This window comes from Neisseria sp. HMSC070H10 (genome assembly GCF_001837635.1).
GTDB classification, from domain to species: domain Bacteria; phylum Pseudomonadota; class Gammaproteobacteria; order Burkholderiales; family Neisseriaceae; genus Neisseria; species Neisseria subflava_A.
In genome coordinates, this window is sequence record NZ_KV833385.1 from 175,232 (window position 1) to 192,462 (window position 17,231).

General features: G+C 49.1%; 19 protein-coding genes. 3 read left to right on the forward strand and 16 right to left on the reverse strand.

Annotation, left to right across the window (positions count from 1 at the left end; translation table 11 throughout):
* Window positions 1–40 precede the first annotated feature (40 nt).
* The 12 genes from HMPREF2606_RS09540 to HMPREF2606_RS09595 form a co-directional block, all read right to left on the reverse strand.
* Window positions 41–2,023: a monovalent cation:proton antiporter family protein gene (locus HMPREF2606_RS09540; protein WP_070713635.1), complete on the reverse strand. Its 1,983-nt coding sequence runs from the start codon at window positions 2,021–2,023 to the stop codon at window positions 41–43.
* Window positions 2,024–2,291: 268 nt separating this feature from the next.
* Window positions 2,292–3,038, reverse strand: a complete 747-nt coding sequence (gene fabG, locus HMPREF2606_RS09545) for a 3-oxoacyl-ACP reductase FabG (protein WP_049336356.1) — start codon at window positions 3,036–3,038, stop codon at window positions 2,292–2,294.
* A gap of 44 nt (window positions 3,039–3,082) precedes the next feature.
* Window positions 3,083–4,120, reverse strand: a complete 1,038-nt coding sequence (locus tag HMPREF2606_RS09550) for a glycosyltransferase family 8 protein (RefSeq protein WP_070713634.1) — start codon at window positions 4,118–4,120, stop codon at window positions 3,083–3,085.
* On the reverse strand, window positions 4,113–5,183 hold the full coding sequence (locus tag HMPREF2606_RS09555) for a WaaS/CpsH family glycosyltransferase (RefSeq protein ID WP_070843594.1): 1,071 nt from the start codon (window positions 5,181–5,183) through the stop codon (window positions 4,113–4,115). Before HMPREF2606_RS09555 ends, HMPREF2606_RS09550 begins: the two co-directional genes overlap by 8 nt.
* A gap of 55 nt (window positions 5,184–5,238) precedes the next feature.
* A complete protein-coding gene (locus tag HMPREF2606_RS09560; RefSeq protein ID WP_070460421.1) occupies window positions 5,239–6,240 on the reverse strand; it encodes a WaaS/CpsH family glycosyltransferase in 1,002 nt (333 codons plus the stop codon).
* A gap of 74 nt (window positions 6,241–6,314) precedes the next feature.
* Entirely contained in the window at window positions 6,315–7,241 is a 927-nt protein-coding gene (gene fabD / locus HMPREF2606_RS09565) for an ACP S-malonyltransferase (RefSeq protein WP_070460419.1), read from the reverse strand.
* 9 nt (window positions 7,242–7,250) lie between these two features.
* Entirely contained in the window at window positions 7,251–7,598 is a 348-nt protein-coding gene (locus HMPREF2606_RS09570; protein WP_070843570.1) for a DUF1294 domain-containing protein, read from the reverse strand.
* Window positions 7,599–7,649: 51 nt separating this feature from the next.
* Window positions 7,650–8,612 carry a beta-ketoacyl-ACP synthase III gene (locus HMPREF2606_RS09575; protein ID WP_070713620.1) on the reverse strand — a complete coding sequence of 321 codons (963 nt, stop codon included), beginning with the start codon at window positions 8,610–8,612 and terminating at the stop codon, window positions 7,650–7,652.
* 152 nt (window positions 8,613–8,764) lie between these two features.
* Window positions 8,765–9,835: a phosphate acyltransferase PlsX gene (gene plsX, locus HMPREF2606_RS09580; RefSeq protein WP_070713617.1), complete on the reverse strand. Its 1,071-nt coding sequence runs from the start codon at window positions 9,833–9,835 to the stop codon at window positions 8,765–8,767.
* A gap of 122 nt (window positions 9,836–9,957) precedes the next feature.
* Entirely contained in the window at window positions 9,958–10,482 is a 525-nt protein-coding gene (locus HMPREF2606_RS09585) for a phosphoribosyltransferase (protein ID WP_070460412.1), read from the reverse strand.
* Window positions 10,483–10,574: 92 nt separating this feature from the next.
* A complete protein-coding gene (gene rpmF / locus HMPREF2606_RS09590; RefSeq protein ID WP_002240035.1) occupies window positions 10,575–10,754 on the reverse strand; it encodes a 50S ribosomal protein L32 in 180 nt (59 codons plus the stop codon).
* A gap of 33 nt (window positions 10,755–10,787) precedes the next feature.
* A complete protein-coding gene (locus HMPREF2606_RS09595) occupies window positions 10,788–11,291 on the reverse strand; it encodes a YceD family protein (protein ID WP_070713613.1) in 504 nt (167 codons plus the stop codon).
* Window positions 11,292–11,346: 55 nt separating this feature from the next.
* Between HMPREF2606_RS09595 and HMPREF2606_RS09600 the strand changes: the two genes are divergently transcribed.
* Together HMPREF2606_RS09600 and HMPREF2606_RS09605 are read left to right on the forward strand one after the other, a co-directional pair.
* Window positions 11,347–11,937 (forward strand): Maf family protein, encoded by a 591-nt coding sequence (locus tag HMPREF2606_RS09600; RefSeq protein WP_070584844.1) that lies wholly within the window; start codon window positions 11,347–11,349, stop codon window positions 11,935–11,937.
* Window positions 11,938–11,991: 54 nt separating this feature from the next.
* Window positions 11,992–12,702, forward strand: coding sequence for an SAM-dependent methyltransferase (locus tag HMPREF2606_RS09605; RefSeq protein WP_070713610.1), 711 nt, complete (start codon window positions 11,992–11,994; stop codon window positions 12,700–12,702).
* 95 nt (window positions 12,703–12,797) lie between these two features.
* On the opposite strand, the gene yidC is transcribed toward HMPREF2606_RS09605, so the two are convergent.
* The 4 genes from yidC to rpmH form a co-directional block, all read right to left on the reverse strand.
* A complete protein-coding gene (gene yidC, locus HMPREF2606_RS09610) occupies window positions 12,798–14,444 on the reverse strand; it encodes a membrane protein insertase YidC (RefSeq protein ID WP_070713606.1) in 1,647 nt (548 codons plus the stop codon).
* 118 nt (window positions 14,445–14,562) lie between these two features.
* Complete coding sequence (gene yidD, locus HMPREF2606_RS09615) at window positions 14,563–14,784, reverse strand: membrane protein insertion efficiency factor YidD (RefSeq protein ID WP_003684591.1); 222 nt, start codon at window positions 14,782–14,784, stop codon at window positions 14,563–14,565.
* Window positions 14,781–15,122: a ribonuclease P protein component gene (gene rnpA / locus HMPREF2606_RS09620; protein WP_070713604.1), complete on the reverse strand. Its 342-nt coding sequence runs from the start codon at window positions 15,120–15,122 to the stop codon at window positions 14,781–14,783. The genes yidD and rnpA overlap by 4 nt, the downstream gene beginning before the upstream one ends.
* Window positions 15,123–15,124: 2 nt before the next feature.
* Window positions 15,125–15,259 carry a 50S ribosomal protein L34 gene (rpmH, locus tag HMPREF2606_RS09625; RefSeq protein WP_002214728.1) on the reverse strand — a complete coding sequence of 45 codons (135 nt, stop codon included), beginning with the start codon at window positions 15,257–15,259 and terminating at the stop codon, window positions 15,125–15,127.
* Between the two features lie 319 nt (window positions 15,260–15,578).
* Between rpmH and dnaA the strand changes: the two genes are divergently transcribed.
* On the forward strand, window positions 15,579–17,147 hold the full coding sequence (gene dnaA / locus HMPREF2606_RS09630; protein ID WP_070713600.1) for a chromosomal replication initiator protein DnaA: 1,569 nt from the start codon (window positions 15,579–15,581) through the stop codon (window positions 17,145–17,147).
* Window positions 17,148–17,231: the final 84 nt, after the last annotated feature.

The window sequence follows — 17,231 nt, forward strand, 5'->3', positions numbered from 1 at the left end:
CCAAAAAATCCTGATACGCGCAAGATTTATTTGCCGATTATTAGATATCTCCCTGCAAGCACCAGTTTTCAAAGGAAATAATTTCTTCCTGCTTGCCTGCAACAACCAAAATATCGCCGGCTTCCAGAACGAAATCAGGGTCAAGGTCTTGGATTTTTCCGGTATTGCGGCGGATAAACAATAGTTTCAGATAATGCGCTGCCAATGGCAATTCACGGATGGTTTTGCCGATGGCGTGTGCCTCGCCTTGCAATGGGAAGGCATGGCGGCAGACGGCCTTGCTGTCTTCGTCGGAGAAACTGTCATCATCACTGCCGACAAACAAGTCTTGCAAAGATGCATAGCGGCTGTGACGGATGTGGGTTATGGTTTGATAAACATGGTTATAAGAGAGACCGTGACCCAACATGGCATAGCTTGCCAGCACCAGGCTGGTTTCTTTGGTATCGGAGACGGTTTCTTCCGCACCCATTTCGGTAAAGGTTTTAACGTAATCGTCATTGGTGGCGCGAACATAAACTGGCATGCTCGGATGCATGGACATGATGTTGCCGAGAACATGTTGGGTCTCGTGCATATTGTTCAGCGTGATGACCACCATTTTGGCGCGCCCCAAGCCGGCGGCTTCCAAGACTTCGCGACGTTTGGCATCGCCAAAGGAAACCGGCTCGCCTGCATTGCGTGCCACTTGTACGCGGGCAATGTCCAAGTCAAGGGCAAAGTAGGGGATGCCTTCTTGCGCCAATACACGGGCAACCGATTGACCACCGCGTCCGAAACCGATAATCAGGACGTGTTCGGATTTGCTCATGGTTTCCACCAACATGGAGTGCAAGTCCAAAGCTTTCATGTCCCAGTCGGATTTGACAAAGCGGCTGACGATGGCATCGCTGCTGCCCAAAATGAATGGTGCGGCAATCATGGAGAGCAAGACGGCTGCAGTGGCTGCTTGTTCCAATTCGGGCGAAACCATATTGATTTTGCTGGAAATGGCCAGCATCACGAAGCCGAACTCGCCGCCTTGTGCCAAATAAAGCGCACTCTTGAGGCTGTCGCTCGTAGGGTTTTTCATGCGCAAAGCGATGATGAAGACGACCAGTGCTTTCAAGGCCAATAGGATTGCCAACAAAATCAGGATTTGCTGCCAGTTGCCGATCAGCGCCTGAATATCCAGCTTCATACCGACGGTAATGAAGAAGAAGCCAAGCAGGATATCGCGGAATGGACGGATGTCGTCTTCCACCTGAATACGGTATTCGGTTTCGGAAAGCAGCATACCGGCAACGAATGCGCCCAATGCCATAGACAGGCCTTCAAGCTCTGTCAGATAGGCCACACCCAAAGTAACCAGCAAAACGTTGATCATAAAGAGTTCGGACGATTTGCGTTTGGCAACCAGTCTGAACCAGCGCGACATCACACGGCTGCCGACAACGAATAAAATGCCCAAGGTCAGCAACATTTTCAAACCGGCCAAGCCCAGCTCTACCCACAAGTTGCCTTCGCTGCCGCCTGCAAGTGCCGGAATCAGAATCATCAGCGGTACCACGGCAATATCTTGCATCAGCAAAACACCCATGGCCATTTGACCATGTGGCTGACCCAGCTCGGTTTTCTCCGACAGAATGCGGCTGACGATGGCGGTGGACGACATGGTCAGTGCGCCCGCAGTGGCAAACGCCCAGTTAAACGGCGTGCCCATTGCCATCAAAATGCCCATAATCGAGAGCATGGTAATGATGACTTGCAAACCGCCCAAGCCGAATACGAGGCGGCGCATGGCTTTGAGTTTGGGCAGGGAGAATTCGAGACCGATGCTGAACATCAAGAACACAATGCCGATTTCGCCCAAATAGTCGGTGGCGTGGCTTTGCGGAATCAGTTTGAACATACCCGGACCGGCAATAAAACCGACCAAAAGATAACCGAGCATGGAAGGAATGTTGAACTTGCGACAGCAGATAACCGTAATGACGGAAACCAACAGGACAATGACAATGGGACCGAGGGAGAATTCGTGCATAGAGTGGGCGGCCTTTCGTTAAAAGTAGCTATTGTTATATAGGCCGTCTGAAACACGTCGAAAACCGACAGCAAACCCAAATAAAAACGCACAGAATGAACTTCATTTCTGCGATTTGATTTCCCGTATCATGCTTATTTGGACTTACTGTTTCGAGCGTTATCTAACGGATTATTAAGATTATATCAAGATAGAATGTAAAGTAGTGTTTTGATTGACAAAAAGGGCCGTCTGAAATATTCAGACGGCCTTTAAATAAACAAACGGTTTAAGGCATCAACATGCCGCCGTTGACATGAAGTGTCTGACCGGTAATGTATTTTGCCTGATCAGAAGCCAAGAACAAGACTGCATCGGCAATATCTTGCGCTTCACCGAATTTGCCCAAAGAAGTTTGCGCTTCAAAGGTTTTGCGGGTTTCTTCCGGCAGGGCGCGGGTCATATCGGTGTCGATAAAGCCGGGGGCGACGCAGTTGACGGTAATGCCGCGGCTGCCGACTTCACGCGCCATAGATTTGGAGAAGCCGATTAAGCCTGCTTTTGCGGCCGCATAGTTGGTTTGGCCGGCATTGCCCATCACGCCGACAACGGATGTGATGTTGATGATGCGGCCGGCACGCTGTTTCATCATGCCGCGCAATACGGCTTTGGAGGCGCGGAACACAGATTTGAGGTTAACCTGCATGATGTCGTCCCACTCTTCCTCTTTCATGCGCATCAGGAGGTTGTCGCGGGTAATGCCGGCGTTGTTGACCAGAATATCCAGTTTGCCGAATTCTTTTTCGATGTCGGCAATCAGGTTTTCGATGGTTTCAGGTTCGGCAGAATTCAATGCACGGCCTTCGCCGCCCCATTGTGCCAAGCGTTCGCCGATTGCAACCGCGCCACTCTCACTGGTGGCAGTGCCGATAACTTTTGCACCGGCCGCAGCCAAAGTATCGGCAATCGCCGCACCAATACCGCGCGATGCGCCGGTTACCAAAGCGATTTTGCCGCTTAAATCTTGTGTACTCATGTTTTATTCCTTAATTGCGATTGGAAAAATGGTTTCAGACGGCCTTATTTACCTAGGGAGGGTGCTTGATACCGTCGTTTGTTGATTCTGCGTAATAAATATTCTTTGTAGTATGCCCATGCTTGCTTTTTTTGTCCTTGTTTCCAAAGCCGTTTGGCTGCTTGTCTAAATTTCCTTTTAGGATTTGGAAAGGGCAACCAAGTTGATAGAGGTTGTTCTAGATATCCGTTATTCCATGGGGAATTCTTAAAATATTGATCATATGCAGGGTGGAAGCCTAATTGATGCCACGGTTTGATATGACCAACAAAATGGACTAAGCGGATATTGTTGGGATTGTCGATTAATTCACTGTATTTTTGATGCCAATGTATCCAGTTAAAGTTTTCTGAAAGCCAGTGTACATGACCTATACAGGCTAAATTCAAAATATCTTGGTCTGGACAGGAGAGTTTAAAATTCTGTTTTTCTACGGCTTGCATTTTTTCAGACAAAATTTTATCTATTGCCATATCATTCCATTTGTCAATATTGAATAGAATGACCCCAGAGTTGAAATAAGGCTCAGTATCTGTAAAACCAAATTGATTGAGTTGTTTTATATATGCTCTGTATAAGATTGCATCAGGTACGGCGGCAATCAAAGAATTTGAAATGTCGATTTCAAATAAATCATCAATGTTACCCAAGCACAGTACATCAGTATCTAAATAAAGTGCAGTATGAGCAATACCTTTTAATAAGCAAGGGATACTCATACGGTAATACATAGCGATAGTAAAATAATGAGTAGTTTGCAGGGTAGAAAAGTATTCTGTATTTAAATGGTAAACGCTTATTGCGTAGTTTTGATTTGATGTTTCAATTTGATTGAAAATATTAAAATCATAACCTTCTGAACCACTAACTAACAAATGAAAATGTATTGAGCTGGTATTGTTTTGCAATACAGAAAGTAACGCAGTGCCGATGTGTTTGATATAGTTTTGATCGGCTGCATAAACAATATGTTTCGGTTGTTCAATGAATTCTCGTTTGCGGATATGAACGGTTTCTAATACTAATTTTTCTCGGTTAAACATTTAAATTCTCCACAACTTCTCTATCGATTTCAGGTAATCCGATAGGGATATTCGGTTCAATATCAAATGCGCAGCTGATCCAGTTGCTGAAGCTGTATTTGTGTTTTAGGCCGGGGGCAAGCGGTACGTACGGCAAGGTCAGGAAGGCTTTGAGTTCTTCAAGGTTGCTTCCGTCCCAGTAGAACATATTGTTCGGGTGATAAAAATCGTAATGTACGATGGTCGGATTGGTTGTAATCAGTTTTTTGTCCAATCCAATCGCTTCGAAAATCCGCAAAGAGAGGCCGTAGTGCTTGCGGTTGAGGAAATCTACCAATACAGAGGATTTGGCCGCTTCTTCTAAGTTTTGACGATAGGAGAGGGCGTTTTCAAATGAGAAGAATTCGACTTCGGGAATGCCTAAAGCCGCTTTTTCTTCTTCGATTTTCTTACTGGCCAAGCGAAAATCTATTTCTAAACCGATTGAACGCGCAGCTTCGCAAAATGCACGGATGTCATTGTTGCGGTCGGCAGCGTACGAACCGATAAACAAGATTTTGTTTTGCGGGTTTTCAGACGGCCTGAAGCTGTCAAAGTAGAAGCTGGTGGTTGGAAAGAGTTTTTCGGTGTATTCGGGATGTTTGCCTTGGTCAAACGGATCGAAAAAGTAAAATTTGTCGAAAAATTCGATGTTGTCGAAGTCTTCTTTTAAGAAGGTCAGGGCTTCCCAGTTGTAATACACCATTAATTTTGAATGCGCTCTGAGCTTGGCGATGAAGTCTTTCGGATAGGCACCCAGCCAAATCATGAAGCAATAATCCGCTTGTTCGGGATGTTCGCTTAACAGGGAATTGAGGCGTTCTTCTACGGCGCGGAACATGGTCCGTTTTTTGAAGTCTTTTTGTCCAAGAATATTTCGATACCAGATTTTTTTCAGCCGTTGAAATACATTTTTGTATTTGAACTCTTTTTCTTCATAGGTCAGGGACAGCACTTCAAATCCGCATTTCTCCAAGTTCTCAATAATGAGTTCGTGGATTTTGAAGAGTTCCGGCATGGCGAGAATGACTTTTTTCTTACTCATAATGTATTCAATATAATATTTTGTCAGGCAGGTATATTTGCCATAGGCAATAGAGTTAATCAATGCCGAGCAGGCGGTTTAGCCATTGTGTAAACGAATAATAGGCTTTGATTTCAGGGGCAGGTTGCTGATACGGACGTGCCAAAAATTCAGGCAATGCGTCTAAATTACCGCCGTCCCATACGAACACGCGGTCTGGGTGGTATAGGTCGGTTTCCAAGATATGTTTGTTGGTGGTAATCAGTTTTTTATCGAAACGCAACGCATCAAAGATACGGAATGATAAGCCGTAATGTTCGAATTGTGCAAAATCGACGACTGCACCGCAACTTTGCACTTGGCTGAGGTTTTCTTCAAAGCTGAGGATGCTGCTGCGGTCAAGATAGCGGATGCCGTTGTGTCCGAAGGCTTTTTCAGCCCTGTCGTCTTTGCAGTAGATATGAAAATCCAAGGGTAGGCTGAGGCGTTCGGTTTCTTGGATAAAGCGTTTGGTTTGCTCTTCGCGTCTAAGTTCGTAGCCGCCTAAAAAGTAGAGTTTGTTAGTGGGTGCATATTCAGCCACGGGAAAGTCAAAGTAAAAATTGGTGGTGGCTTTGAAACGGCATTGCGGATATTTTTGAATATCGTCGGGGTCGAAAACCCAGCATTGATCAAAATAATCCAAATATTCAATGATGTCTGGGAAGCGGCCTACGCCATCCCATTGATAATTCACGCAAACATTGCTGTGTTCGCGGATGGTGGCGATAATTTCTTTGGGGTAAATATTGGCGCGGATACAGAGCGCATAATCGGCTTTTTTGCCGTTTAGCAAGGCCAATTTTTGCTGAATGTCGTCGAGGTGGCGACTGTATTTGAGGTATTTTTTATAGTTGCCGTCTTTGGAGATGTGTTTGTGATAGAGGTTTTTGAGTCTGCTGCCCAAGTTCGGGTAATAGGAATCCCGGTCGTCATAGCACAGGTTGATGACCTCAAAACCAAGAAAACGCAGATTTTTTTCGATACATTGATCCAGTCCGTACATGTAGGGAACGGCAAGAATAATGGTTTTTTTCATAATGTATTCGGATTGGAGTGGAGCTGATTTTTCAGACGGCCTTGCCTGACAGGATAAGGCCGTCTGAAAACGTTTTAATGGGCTTCGATAAATGCAGCCACTTGATCGGCATTGGTCAATGCGCTGCATACGGCTTCTTTGTTGATGCGTTTGGCGAGGCCTGCGAGGACTTTGCCGGGGCCGCATTCGGCGGATTCGGTGATGCCTTCGGAAACAAGCGCGTTGACGGTTTCTGTCCAGCGCACTGGGCTGTACAGTTGGCGTACTAGGGCGTCTTTGATTTTGTCGGCATCATCATAAGAAGCAACATCGGCGTTATGGATGACGCGGATTTGCGGTTGTTTGATGGTGATGTCTTTCAATGCTTCGGCAAGTTTTTCCGCTGCGGGCTTCATGAGGCTGCAATGTGAGGGAACGGAAACGGGCAGCGGCAGGGCGCGTTTGGCTCCGGCTTCTTTGGCAGCGGCCATGGCGCGTTCGACTGCGGCGGTATTGCCGGCAATCACGACTTGGCCCGGGGAGTTGAAGTTGACGGCTTCAACGACTTCGCCTTGTGCGGCTTCGGCGCAAATGGCTTTGACTTGTTCGTCTTCCAAACCCAAAATAGCGGCCATTGCGCCTACGCCTTGCGGTACGGCGGATTGCATGAGTTCGGCACGCAGGCGGACCAGTTTGACTGCATCTGCAAAATCCAATGCGCCGGCAGCGACGAGGGCAGTGTATTCGCCGAGGCTGTGGCCTGCAACGACGGAAGGGGTTTTGCCGCCGGCTTTTAAGTAGGCGCGGTAGGTGGCAATGCCGGCAGCCAGCATGATGGGCTGGGTGTTGACGGTTTGTCCGATTAATTCGGCATCTTCGCCGTTAATCATTGCCCACAGGTCTTGACCCAATACGGCGGAAGCTTCGTCAAATGTGGCTTTAACGATGGCTTGCTCGGCAAAGCCGTTCATCATGCCTAGGCTTTGTGAGCCTTGTCCGGGGAAGAAGAATGCGAAAGACATGGTAATTCCTTATTGGTTTGAATGTTTGAGGGTGTCTGCCAGCAGAAGGAGGGTGGCGACAGTATTGGTTGCGGTGGTCAGCCGGAAGGTGCGGACAAATCCGGGTTTGCTGGTTTTATGCCGGAATATGAGGCTGCCGCAATAACCGCCCGGCCAGCCACCAAGCAGGTTGAGCAGGTGCAATTTTGCTTCGGGTATGCGCCTGCCGTGCTTGCGTGCGCGCTGTTTGTCTTGGTAGTAAAGCAGGAAAACGTATGCACTCAGTGCGAGATAGGCGATTGCCAGTTTGGGCAATATCGCAGCTGTTATGCTTAAAAACAGACTGCTGATGCAGAGTGCAAACGTTAGGGATTTCATGGGTTTGAGCAGAATAGGCCGTCTGAAAGGGATGTTCAGACGGCCCAACCGTTAGTATTTTACTAAGACCGCACCCCAGGCAAAACCGCCGCCGATGCCTTCGAGCAAGAGATTTTGTCCGCGTTTGATTTGGCCGTTTTTAATACCGACATCCAGTGCCAGCGGAATGGAGGCGGCGGAAGTATTGCCGTGGTCTTGGACGGTCAAGATCACTTTGTCCATGCTCAAGCCCAAGTGTTTGGCGGTAGAGTCGATAATGCGCTTATTGGCTTGGTGCGGCACAAGCCAATCGATTTGATCGGTGGTATAACCGGCTTCTTCGATAACGTCATCTGCGATTTTGGACAGCATTTTGACGGCAAACTTGAATACGCCGGGGCCGTCCATGCTGATGTAGGGCGAACCGCAAATCTGGCCGTTGGCGATTTGTCCGGGGACGTTCAAAAGGTTGAGATAGTTGCCATCGGCTTTGAGTTTGCCGTGGATGATGCCCGGTTCGTCAGATGCGCTTAAGACAACCGCGCCCGCACCGTCACCAAAGAGGACGCAGGTGGTGCGGTCGTTCCAATCGACGATGCGGCTGAAGGTTTCCGCGCCGATGACCAAAGCGTTTTTCGCCATGCCGCTTTTGATGTAGGCATTGGCAGTGGTCAGGGCATACATAAAACCGGCGCACACAGCTTGTACGTCAAAGGCAGGGCAGCCGTTGGCAATACCCAATTTTTGCTGCACGATGGTTGCCGTAGAAGGGAACTGCATATCGGGAGTGGCTGTGGCGACGATAATCAGATCGATATCGTCAGCCTGCAAACCGGCATCTGCCAAGGCGCGGCGCGCTGACTCGGCGGCCAAATCGCTGGTTTTTTCGCTGTCGTCTGCAATATGGCGAAATTTGATACCTGTACGCGTGGTAATCCACTCGTCGGAAGTGTCCACTTTTTTGGCAAGGTCGTCATTGCTGACGCGGTTGGCAGGAAGGTAGCTGCCTGTACCGGAAATTTTGGCATATTGCATGAGAACGGCCTTTTTAGAGAGTTGATTCAGATAGTCGGGTATTGTAAGCGAAAATGGGAAAATTCCCAATATTAAGAATGAAGTCGGTGATTAAAGATAAAAACAGGCCGTCTGAACATTGTGAAGTTTCAGACGGCCTGTATATATCAGCCTTAAGCTTCCGTTGTTGGAGTAGCGGTTTCTTCCAGTTCGGCTGCTGCTTTGGCGGCTTCCAAAGCAGCCAACTGGGTGGCTACGCCTTGTTCGATTTGAGCGAGGCCGGCAGATTTGGCTTCGTGGTAGGCTTCTTCCAAAGCATAACGGAAGCCGACTTCGTCGGTTCCGCCGTGGCTCTTAATCACAATACCGCGTAAACCAAGCAGAATAGCGCCGTTAAATTTGCGCGGATCCAATTTGCCTTTCAGACCTTTGAGTGCGGGCAGGGCGGCAATAGCGGCAAGTTTGTTGAACAGGGTGCTTTGGAATTCGCGTCGGATGGCGCCGCTCATGAATTTAACCGCGCCTTCGATGGTTTTGAGCATAACGTTGCCGACAAACCCGTCAGCGACAATGACATCGGCTTCGCCATACAAAACGCTGTTGCTTTCGATATTGCCGATAAAGTTGAGTTTGCTGCTGCTCAACAGTTTAAAGGTTTGTTTGACGGCATCCGTACCTTTGATGTCTTCTGTGCCGACGTTCAAAAGGGCGACGCGCGGGCTGCCTTTTTCAGGGTGTAACGCGTGTACCAGCTCGCTGCCGATGATGGCAAATTGAACCAGTTGTTCGGGCGTACAGTCGACGTTAGCTCCCAAATCCAAAGCTAGAGTAACGTGTTCGCTGTCGGAAGGCAGGAATTTGGCGATAGCAGGGCGCTCAATGCCGGGAATGGTTTTGAGGACGAATCGGGCGGTCGCCATCAGTGCGCCGGTATTGCCTGCCGATACGGCGGCTTGCGCATTGCCTTCTTTGACTTGGTTGATGGCGATGCGCATGGATGATTCTTTTTTGTTTTTCAGCGCGGATTGCGGCGCTTCATCCATTTCGACGACTTGCGCTGCATGGCTGACGGTAATGCGGTCCATAGGCGCACCAGCAGAGCTTAATGCTTGGCGGACTGCTGCTTCATCTCCGACCATAATCAGATGTACGTCGGATTGCTGTTTCAGGAAATCCACTGCACCGGGGACGGTAATCGCAAGGCCTGCATCTCCGCCCATGGCATCTACGGCCAGTGTAATCATGTTGTTCTCCGGTTTGTGTGTTTCAGACGGCCTCAGACAATCGGACAAGCACGCTCATCTGATTTTCAGGAGATTGAATTGAAAATCAGATGAAAAGGCTTGTTGCGACAGTCGTGCCAGATTTATTGGTTTTGCGCGGCCAATTTGTTGTGTTCGTCAATGTCCAGCGCGTCCCAAGGATAGTTGATCCACCAGTCTTCAACGGTGATGCCGCTGAAATAAGGGATACCTTCAGGAATTTTGCCGACTTTGGCTTTGATTTTTTCATGCAATACTGCCACGCCGACGGTGCCGAAATCTTCTTTCAACAATTCGTTCAGGCAGAATTCCATGGTAACGCGGCTGTCGTCCACCTCGTCGACGACCAGTACGTTTTTGCCTTTCAGTACATCGGGAACGGGATCGAGCCATTGGACTTTTTTTACTTCCTCGGTCACTTGACCTTCGTTATCGCTGTCGTAGTAGGCTGTGGTGACGGCGTAAATCGGAATTTCCAAGAAGCAGCGCAACATGCGGGCAGGGATAAAACCGCCGCCGCCAATGGCAATCATGGCATCGTATTTGGTGCCGGAGTTTTGGATTTTTTCCGCCAATCCTTTGATTACGCGGTGGATGTCGTCGTAGGTGTACCAGATTTTACGTTTCATGGTGTGCTTCCGAAGAGGAAAATACAGGGTGCAATGCAAAAAAGCCAGTCATTGCATGGCAATATTCTGGCTTTTTCAGTCAGACGAACGGATTATTCGCCTTTAGCTTTTACCACTTTACGGCCACGGTACATACCGTTTGGAGAAATGTGGTGTGGACGATGTACTTCGCCGGTTGCGCTGTCAACAGACAGAGAAGGCGCAGTCAGAGCGTCGTGTGAACGGTGCATACCGCGTTTAGAAGGGGATTTTTTGTTTTGTTGAACGGCCATTTCAAGCTCCTAGATAAATAAACTGTGTCCTAATTAACTGCTTTTCAAACCTGCTAAAACAGCGAAGGGGTTTGGTTTGTCCCGATTGACTTCGTCCAGTGTTCCATTGTTGCCGCAGTCTTCGTGTCGAGGGGAGAAAGGGAGCGACATCAGGATTTGGTCTTCAACCAGAGTCCGCACGTCAAGCTCTTTTTCGAGCAGCATGCCTTCCAATTCTTCATCGGCAAGCATGGCTTCGTCCAAACTCTCTTCATCGGCAAACAGGACGATACGGCTGGTTTCATCGAGTAGAAACGGCATGGGCGTAATGCAACGCTGGCAAATCAGGGGCATGTCGGCTTTGACGTTTAAATCGAGAAACAGACGGTGCAGCCGGTCACGACCGCCTTGCAGCGTAAACGACACGCGTGTCTGTTTGTCGGCCGGATAATCGTGCGAACTGACTCGTTCATCCAATTCTTCGAGCAGGAAGCTGCCTTGCAGATTCTGCCCTTCGGCGGCGAAAACTTCTGGGTCAATCAAATTAGGGTATGACATAAACGGAGTATGATATAATTTCAGCAGTCTAACGTCAATGTTTTTAAGTAAAAATATGGAAGTAAAACTGCCTTTGGTTTTAGGGTCGAGTTCGGTTTTCCGCTGTGGACAGCTTCGCCGTTTGGGTATCGATTTTCAGACGGCATCGCCTGATTTTGACGAAACGCCTATTGAGGGCGAGCATGCAGGCGAGACGGCGCTGCGTTTAGCGGAAGGCAAAGCCCGTTCATTGGCGGCAACTTTCCCTGCCGCGCTGATTATCGGCGCAGACCAAGTCGCATGGTGCGAAGGACGGCAGTTGGGTAAACCGATGAACGTCGCAAATGCACAACAGATGCTGGCGGACTTAAGCGGAAAACGGATTGAATTTTACAGTGCAATCGTGCTTTTGAATACTGCTACGGGCAAGGTTCAGCATCATGTCGATCATACGGTGGTTGCCATGCGACAGTTGACGCAGGCGCAAATCAGCCGATATTTGGAACGAGAGCCGGATGCGGTTTATTGTGCCGGTGCGGCGAAGAGCGAGGGTTTGGGCGCTGCTTTGTTGGAGCGGATTGAAAGTACGGACCCGAATGCTTTGATCGGCCTTCCGATTTTCCGTCTGATTGATTTTTTGAAAAACGAAGGTGTGGAAGTTTTATAGTTTGAGGCCGTCTGAATGTGTTCAGACGGCCTGAGATTTTTTGGAGTTGCAAGAATGAAACCGATTTTGTATTTGATTCCTACCCCTTTGGGTGCGCCTGATACGCCATGCCTGTTGCCGCATGAACAACAGGCGATTGTCGGGCTGACGGATTTTGTCGTGGAAGCGGAAAAAACAGCGCGCGCGCATTTGAAACATTTGGGCGTGACTACGCCTATCCGCGAGCTGAATTTGCAAACGCTGAATGAACACACGGATTTGAAGACTTTGCCGGAATTGCTGAAGCCTTTGCAAGAGGGACGCAGTATGGGCATTGTCAGTGAGGCGGGTTGCCCGGCTGTTGCTGATCCAGGCGCGAATTTGGTGGCGTTGGCGCATAAACACGGTTTTGAAGTACGGCCTTTGGTCGGCCCGTCCAGTTTGTTGCTGGCGCTGATGGCTTCGGGTGCGAATGGGCAGAACTTTGCATTTAAGGGTTATCTGCCGTCTGAAAAAAATGAGCGGATTCAGAGTTTGAAGGCTTTGGAGCAACGTTCGCGCCAGCAGAATGAAACGCAGCTGTTTATCGAAACGCCGTATCGCAACGATGCGTTGTTGGCTGATGCGGTGGAAAACCTGCATCCCGAAACGCGCTTGTGCGTGGCTACGGACTTGACCTTGTCGACACAGGAAATCATCAGTCAGACGATTGCGCAGTGGCGAAAAAGAAAAGAAATGCCGAATTTGAAAAAGCGCCCGACGATTTTTGTGTTGCATGCCGCTTAAAACTGGATTGGATTCAATTTCAAACTGTATTTGTTTGAGGAAATAAAAAAAGGCCGTCTGAACAACAGACGGCCTTTGTGTTGCCTAAGCCTTTATCAAGAAATAACTTCACCTTGGGCACGTTGTTTTTCGATGCTGCGGTTGATGTGCCATTGTTGGGCGATGGTCAAGAGGTTGTTGACTACCCAGTACAGAACCAAGCCGGCAGGGAAGAAGAAGAACATGATGGAGAAAATCAAAGGCATGACTTTCATCATTTTCGCCTGCATAGGGTCGGTTGACGGCGGATTCAGATAAGTTTGTGCAAACATGGTTACCGCCATAATCAAAGGCAGGATGTAGAAAGGATCCGGACGGCTCAAGTCGGTAATCCAACCCAACCAAGGCGCTTGGCGCAATTCTACGGAGGCGAACAATGCCCAGTACAGACCGATGAAGACGGGGATTTGCAACAGCATAGGCAGACAGCCGCCCAGCGGATTGATTTTCTCGTCTTTGTAAAGTTGCATCATGGCTTGTTGCTGCGCCATGCGGTCATCGCCGTATTTCTCTTTGATGGCTTGCAATTTAGGTGCGGCGGCACGCATTTTTGCCATAGAGCGGTAAGAGGCGTTGGTCAATGGATACAGTACGGCTTTGACAATGATGGTCAAAACGATGATTGCCCAGCCCCAGTTGCCGATGATGTTGTGCAGTTGGTTCAAGAGCCAGAAGAGCGGGGAGGCGAACCAGTGTACTTTGCCGTAGTCTTTGGCCAGTTGCAGTTTGTCGGCGATATTGGCGATAACGGAAGTGGTTTGCGGACCGGCATACAGGTTGATGGCGGTTTCAGCTTTCGCACCGGCTTGGATGGCGGCTAAAGGCACGCTGACGCTTGCGCTGTACAGGTTGTCGTTGCGACGTTTGATGTCGATACGGCAGTCGCCTGCGGTGCAAACGCTTTGGCCGTCTTTAGGCTGCAAAATCCAAGTGGACATGAAGTGGTGTTCAATCATGCCGAGCCAGCCGGTCGGGGTTTTGCGGATGTATTCGGCTTCGGATTTGCCGGATTTGGCATCGTCGTCCAAATCAGAGAAGCTGACTTTTTGGAAGCCGCCTTCAGGGGTGTAAACCACCGGGCCGACGTAAGAGCGAGTGAAGTAGCCTTGGCCTTCAGGTTCGCTGTGGTCGCGAACGATGCGGTAGTCTGCGCTCAGGTTGACGGGTTGGCCGTTGCTGTTGGTAATGTCAAAGCGGACGTTAACCAAGTAGCTGCCTTTGGTAAAAGTATAAACTTTGTCGATTTTCAGGCCGTTGGTTTCAGGTGCGCTCAGGCGGACTTCAACTTTGTCGCCTTCCAAACTGTATTGTTTTTGCGGAGCGGTAAAGCTGATGCCTTTCAGAACGTTGTTGCCTTGTGCGTCCAAAAGCTCGGATTGGGCAACGTAGGTGTATTCTTTGCCGTCGTTAAACAGGACGAATGGTTTGTGTTCGTCGCCGGTTGCTTTGTATTGCAAGAGGGTCAGCTGGCGCAGGTCGCCGCTTTTCTCATCGATGACGGCTTTAATCGTGTCTGTGGTAACGGTAATAGAGGAGGCCGGGGCAAGCACGGTTTCGGCAGCGGCTTTTGCCGGAGCTGCGGCCGTTTGCTGTTGCGCGGCTTGTGGCGCCGGATTAGGTTTGGGGCTGGGGAAAAAATGTTCCCAGCCGGCAAAGATTGCCACTGAAATGGCAAAAAACGCCATTAGTCTTTTAAAATCCATAAGAGATTCCTGGAATTGACGGATAGGTAATCGAGATGAAAACTGCTTCAGACGGCATTATATAGAAACCGACGGGAAATTAAAGGAAATCGTGTTCTTTAAATGGTTGACAGCAGCATTATGGAACAGGGTCATGGCCGTGTCCGCCGAAAGGATGGCATCGTGCGATGCGTTTGATTGCCAGCCATCCGCCTTTGAATGCGCCGTATTTTTTGACGGCTTCGACTGCGTATTGTGAACAGGTCGGGGTATAGCGGCAGCGCGGCGGAATGAGGGGGCTGATGCAGTATTGGTAAAAGCGGATGAGTGCAAGGAAGAGCTTGGAAAGCAGGGTATTCATCGGCGTTTTTTCATCAGCTGGGCAAGTTGGTCTCGGGCTTCAGGGGCGGTTTCCCGATTAAACGCCTGACGCACGCGCACAACAAAATCATGCGGCGGCAGTTGGTGTTGATTCAGCCTGAACCAGTCGCGGATGACGCGCTTCATGTAATTGCGGTCATGGGCGCGTTTGGCGGTCTTTTTGCTGACGACCAAACCAAGGCGCGGATGGCCGAGCGTGTTGTCTGCGGACTGGGAGACTTGCAGCAAATCGCGGCTGCGTCGGTTTTTCAACGCAAAAACGGATGAAAAATCATCCGTTTTTAATAAGCGATACTGCTTCGAGAAGCCGTAATTCAAAATTATACAGCCAGGCGTTTGCGGCCTTTGGCGCGACGGGCAGCCAATACTGCGCGACCACCGCGGGTTTTGGAGCGAACCAAGAAGCCGTGGGTGCGTTTGCGTTTGGTAACGGAAGGTTGATAAGTGCGTTTCATGATGTTTCCTAAAAATTGGTAGATAATTAAACCGTGAATTACACTCCAATTTGTTGCTTTTGTCAATCAATATAAAAACTTTTCGTTGGCTAAAGTGTGACAACGAGTTTGATGCATTGATAGAATTTGTGGATAAAATTTTGCGGCGGTTGTGGATAAAAAAGAGCGGAATGGGTATAATCGCCCAACCTTGCTTTTCTCTGTGCGCAAGGCCGTCTGAAAGCAGTGGGAGTATCGTAAAAATTTGATTTTTATCGGATTACCTGTCTGCTCTGCCTTCTTGTATTTCCCAAATCTTCCATTTTCCGAGCTTAATCTCATGACGTTAGCTGAATTTTGGCCGCTGTGCCTTTGCCGCCTTCACGAAATGTTGCCTGCCGGGCAGTTTGCGCAATGGATTGCGCCTTTGACCGTGGGTGAAGAAAACGGCGTATGGGTGGTGTATGGTAAAAACCAATTTGCCTGCAATATGCTCAAAAGCCAGTTTGCCGCCAAAATTGACGCCGTGCGTGCCGAATTGGTGCCTCAGCAGGCTGCGTTTGCGTTTAAGCCGGGCGTAGGTACGCATTATGAAATGGCGGCTCAGGTTGTTGCGCCGGTGCAAGTGCAAGAAGTCATTGAAGTTGAAGAATTTGTAGAGCCTGTTCAAATGCCTTTGCAAACTGCTGTGGCAGTGGAAGAAGATAGGCCGTCTGAAACGGTTTCCAAGCCTGCCGCTGCCATGACGGCTGCCGAGATTTTGGCGCAACGCATGAAAAACCTGCCGCATGAGCCTCAAGTACAAACTGCCGCTCCGGCTGAGTCTAAAGCAGTTGCCAAAGCCAAAACCGACGCACAACACGATGCGGAAGAAGCGCGCTACGAACAGACCAATCTGTCGCGCGACTATACATTTGAAACTTTGGTGGAAGGTAAGGGCAACCGCCTTGCCGCCGCAGCCGCCCAAGCGATTGCTGAAAATCCGGGGCAGGGCTACAACCCGTTTTTCTTATACGGCAGTACCGGTTTAGGTAAAACCCACTTGGTGCAGGCCATTGGCAACGAATTGCTGAAAAACCGTCCTGATGCCAAAGTGCGCTATATGCACTCGGACGACTATATCCGCAGCTTTATGAAGGCTGTGCGCAACAACACTTATGATGTGTTCAAGCAACAATACAAGCAATATGACCTGCTGATTATCGACGATATTCAGTTCATCAAAGGCAAAGACCGTACGATGGAAGAATTCTTCTATCTGTACAACCATTTCCACAACGAGAAAAAACAGCTGATTCTGACGTGCGACGTATTGCCTGCCAAAATCGAGGGCATGGACGACCGTCTCAAATCCCGTTTCTCATGGGGGTTGACTTTGGAACTCGAACCGCCCGAATTGGAAATGCGCGTGGCGATTTTGCAGAAAAAGGCAGAAGCAGCCGGTATCAGTATCGAAGACGAAGCTGCTCTGTTTATTGCCAATCTGATCCGCTCCAATGTGCGTGAGTTGGAAGGCGCGTTCAACCGTGTCAGCGCCAGCAGCCGTTTTATGAACCGCCCAGTCATCGACATGGATTTGGCGCGTACGGCTTTGCAGGATATTATTGCCGAGAAACACAAAGTCATTACTGCCGACATCATCATCGATGCGACAGCCAAATACTACCGTATTAAAATCAGCGATATATTGGGTAAAAAACGCACACGCAACATCGCCCGTCCTCGCCAAGTTGCCATGAGCCTGACCAAAGAGCTGACCGCGCTCAGCCTACCTTCTATCGGCGATGCCTTTGGCGGTCGCGACCATACAACCGTGATGCACGGTGTCAAAGCGGTGGCGAAACTGCGCGAAGAAGATCCCGAATTGGCGCAAGACTACGAGAAACTGCTGATTTTGATTCAGAACTGACCCAATGCAATATTCAGACGGCCTGATGTCAATGTGAGGCCGTCTGAAAACAAAAAATATTTTAAAATACCCAAATCAACCGAT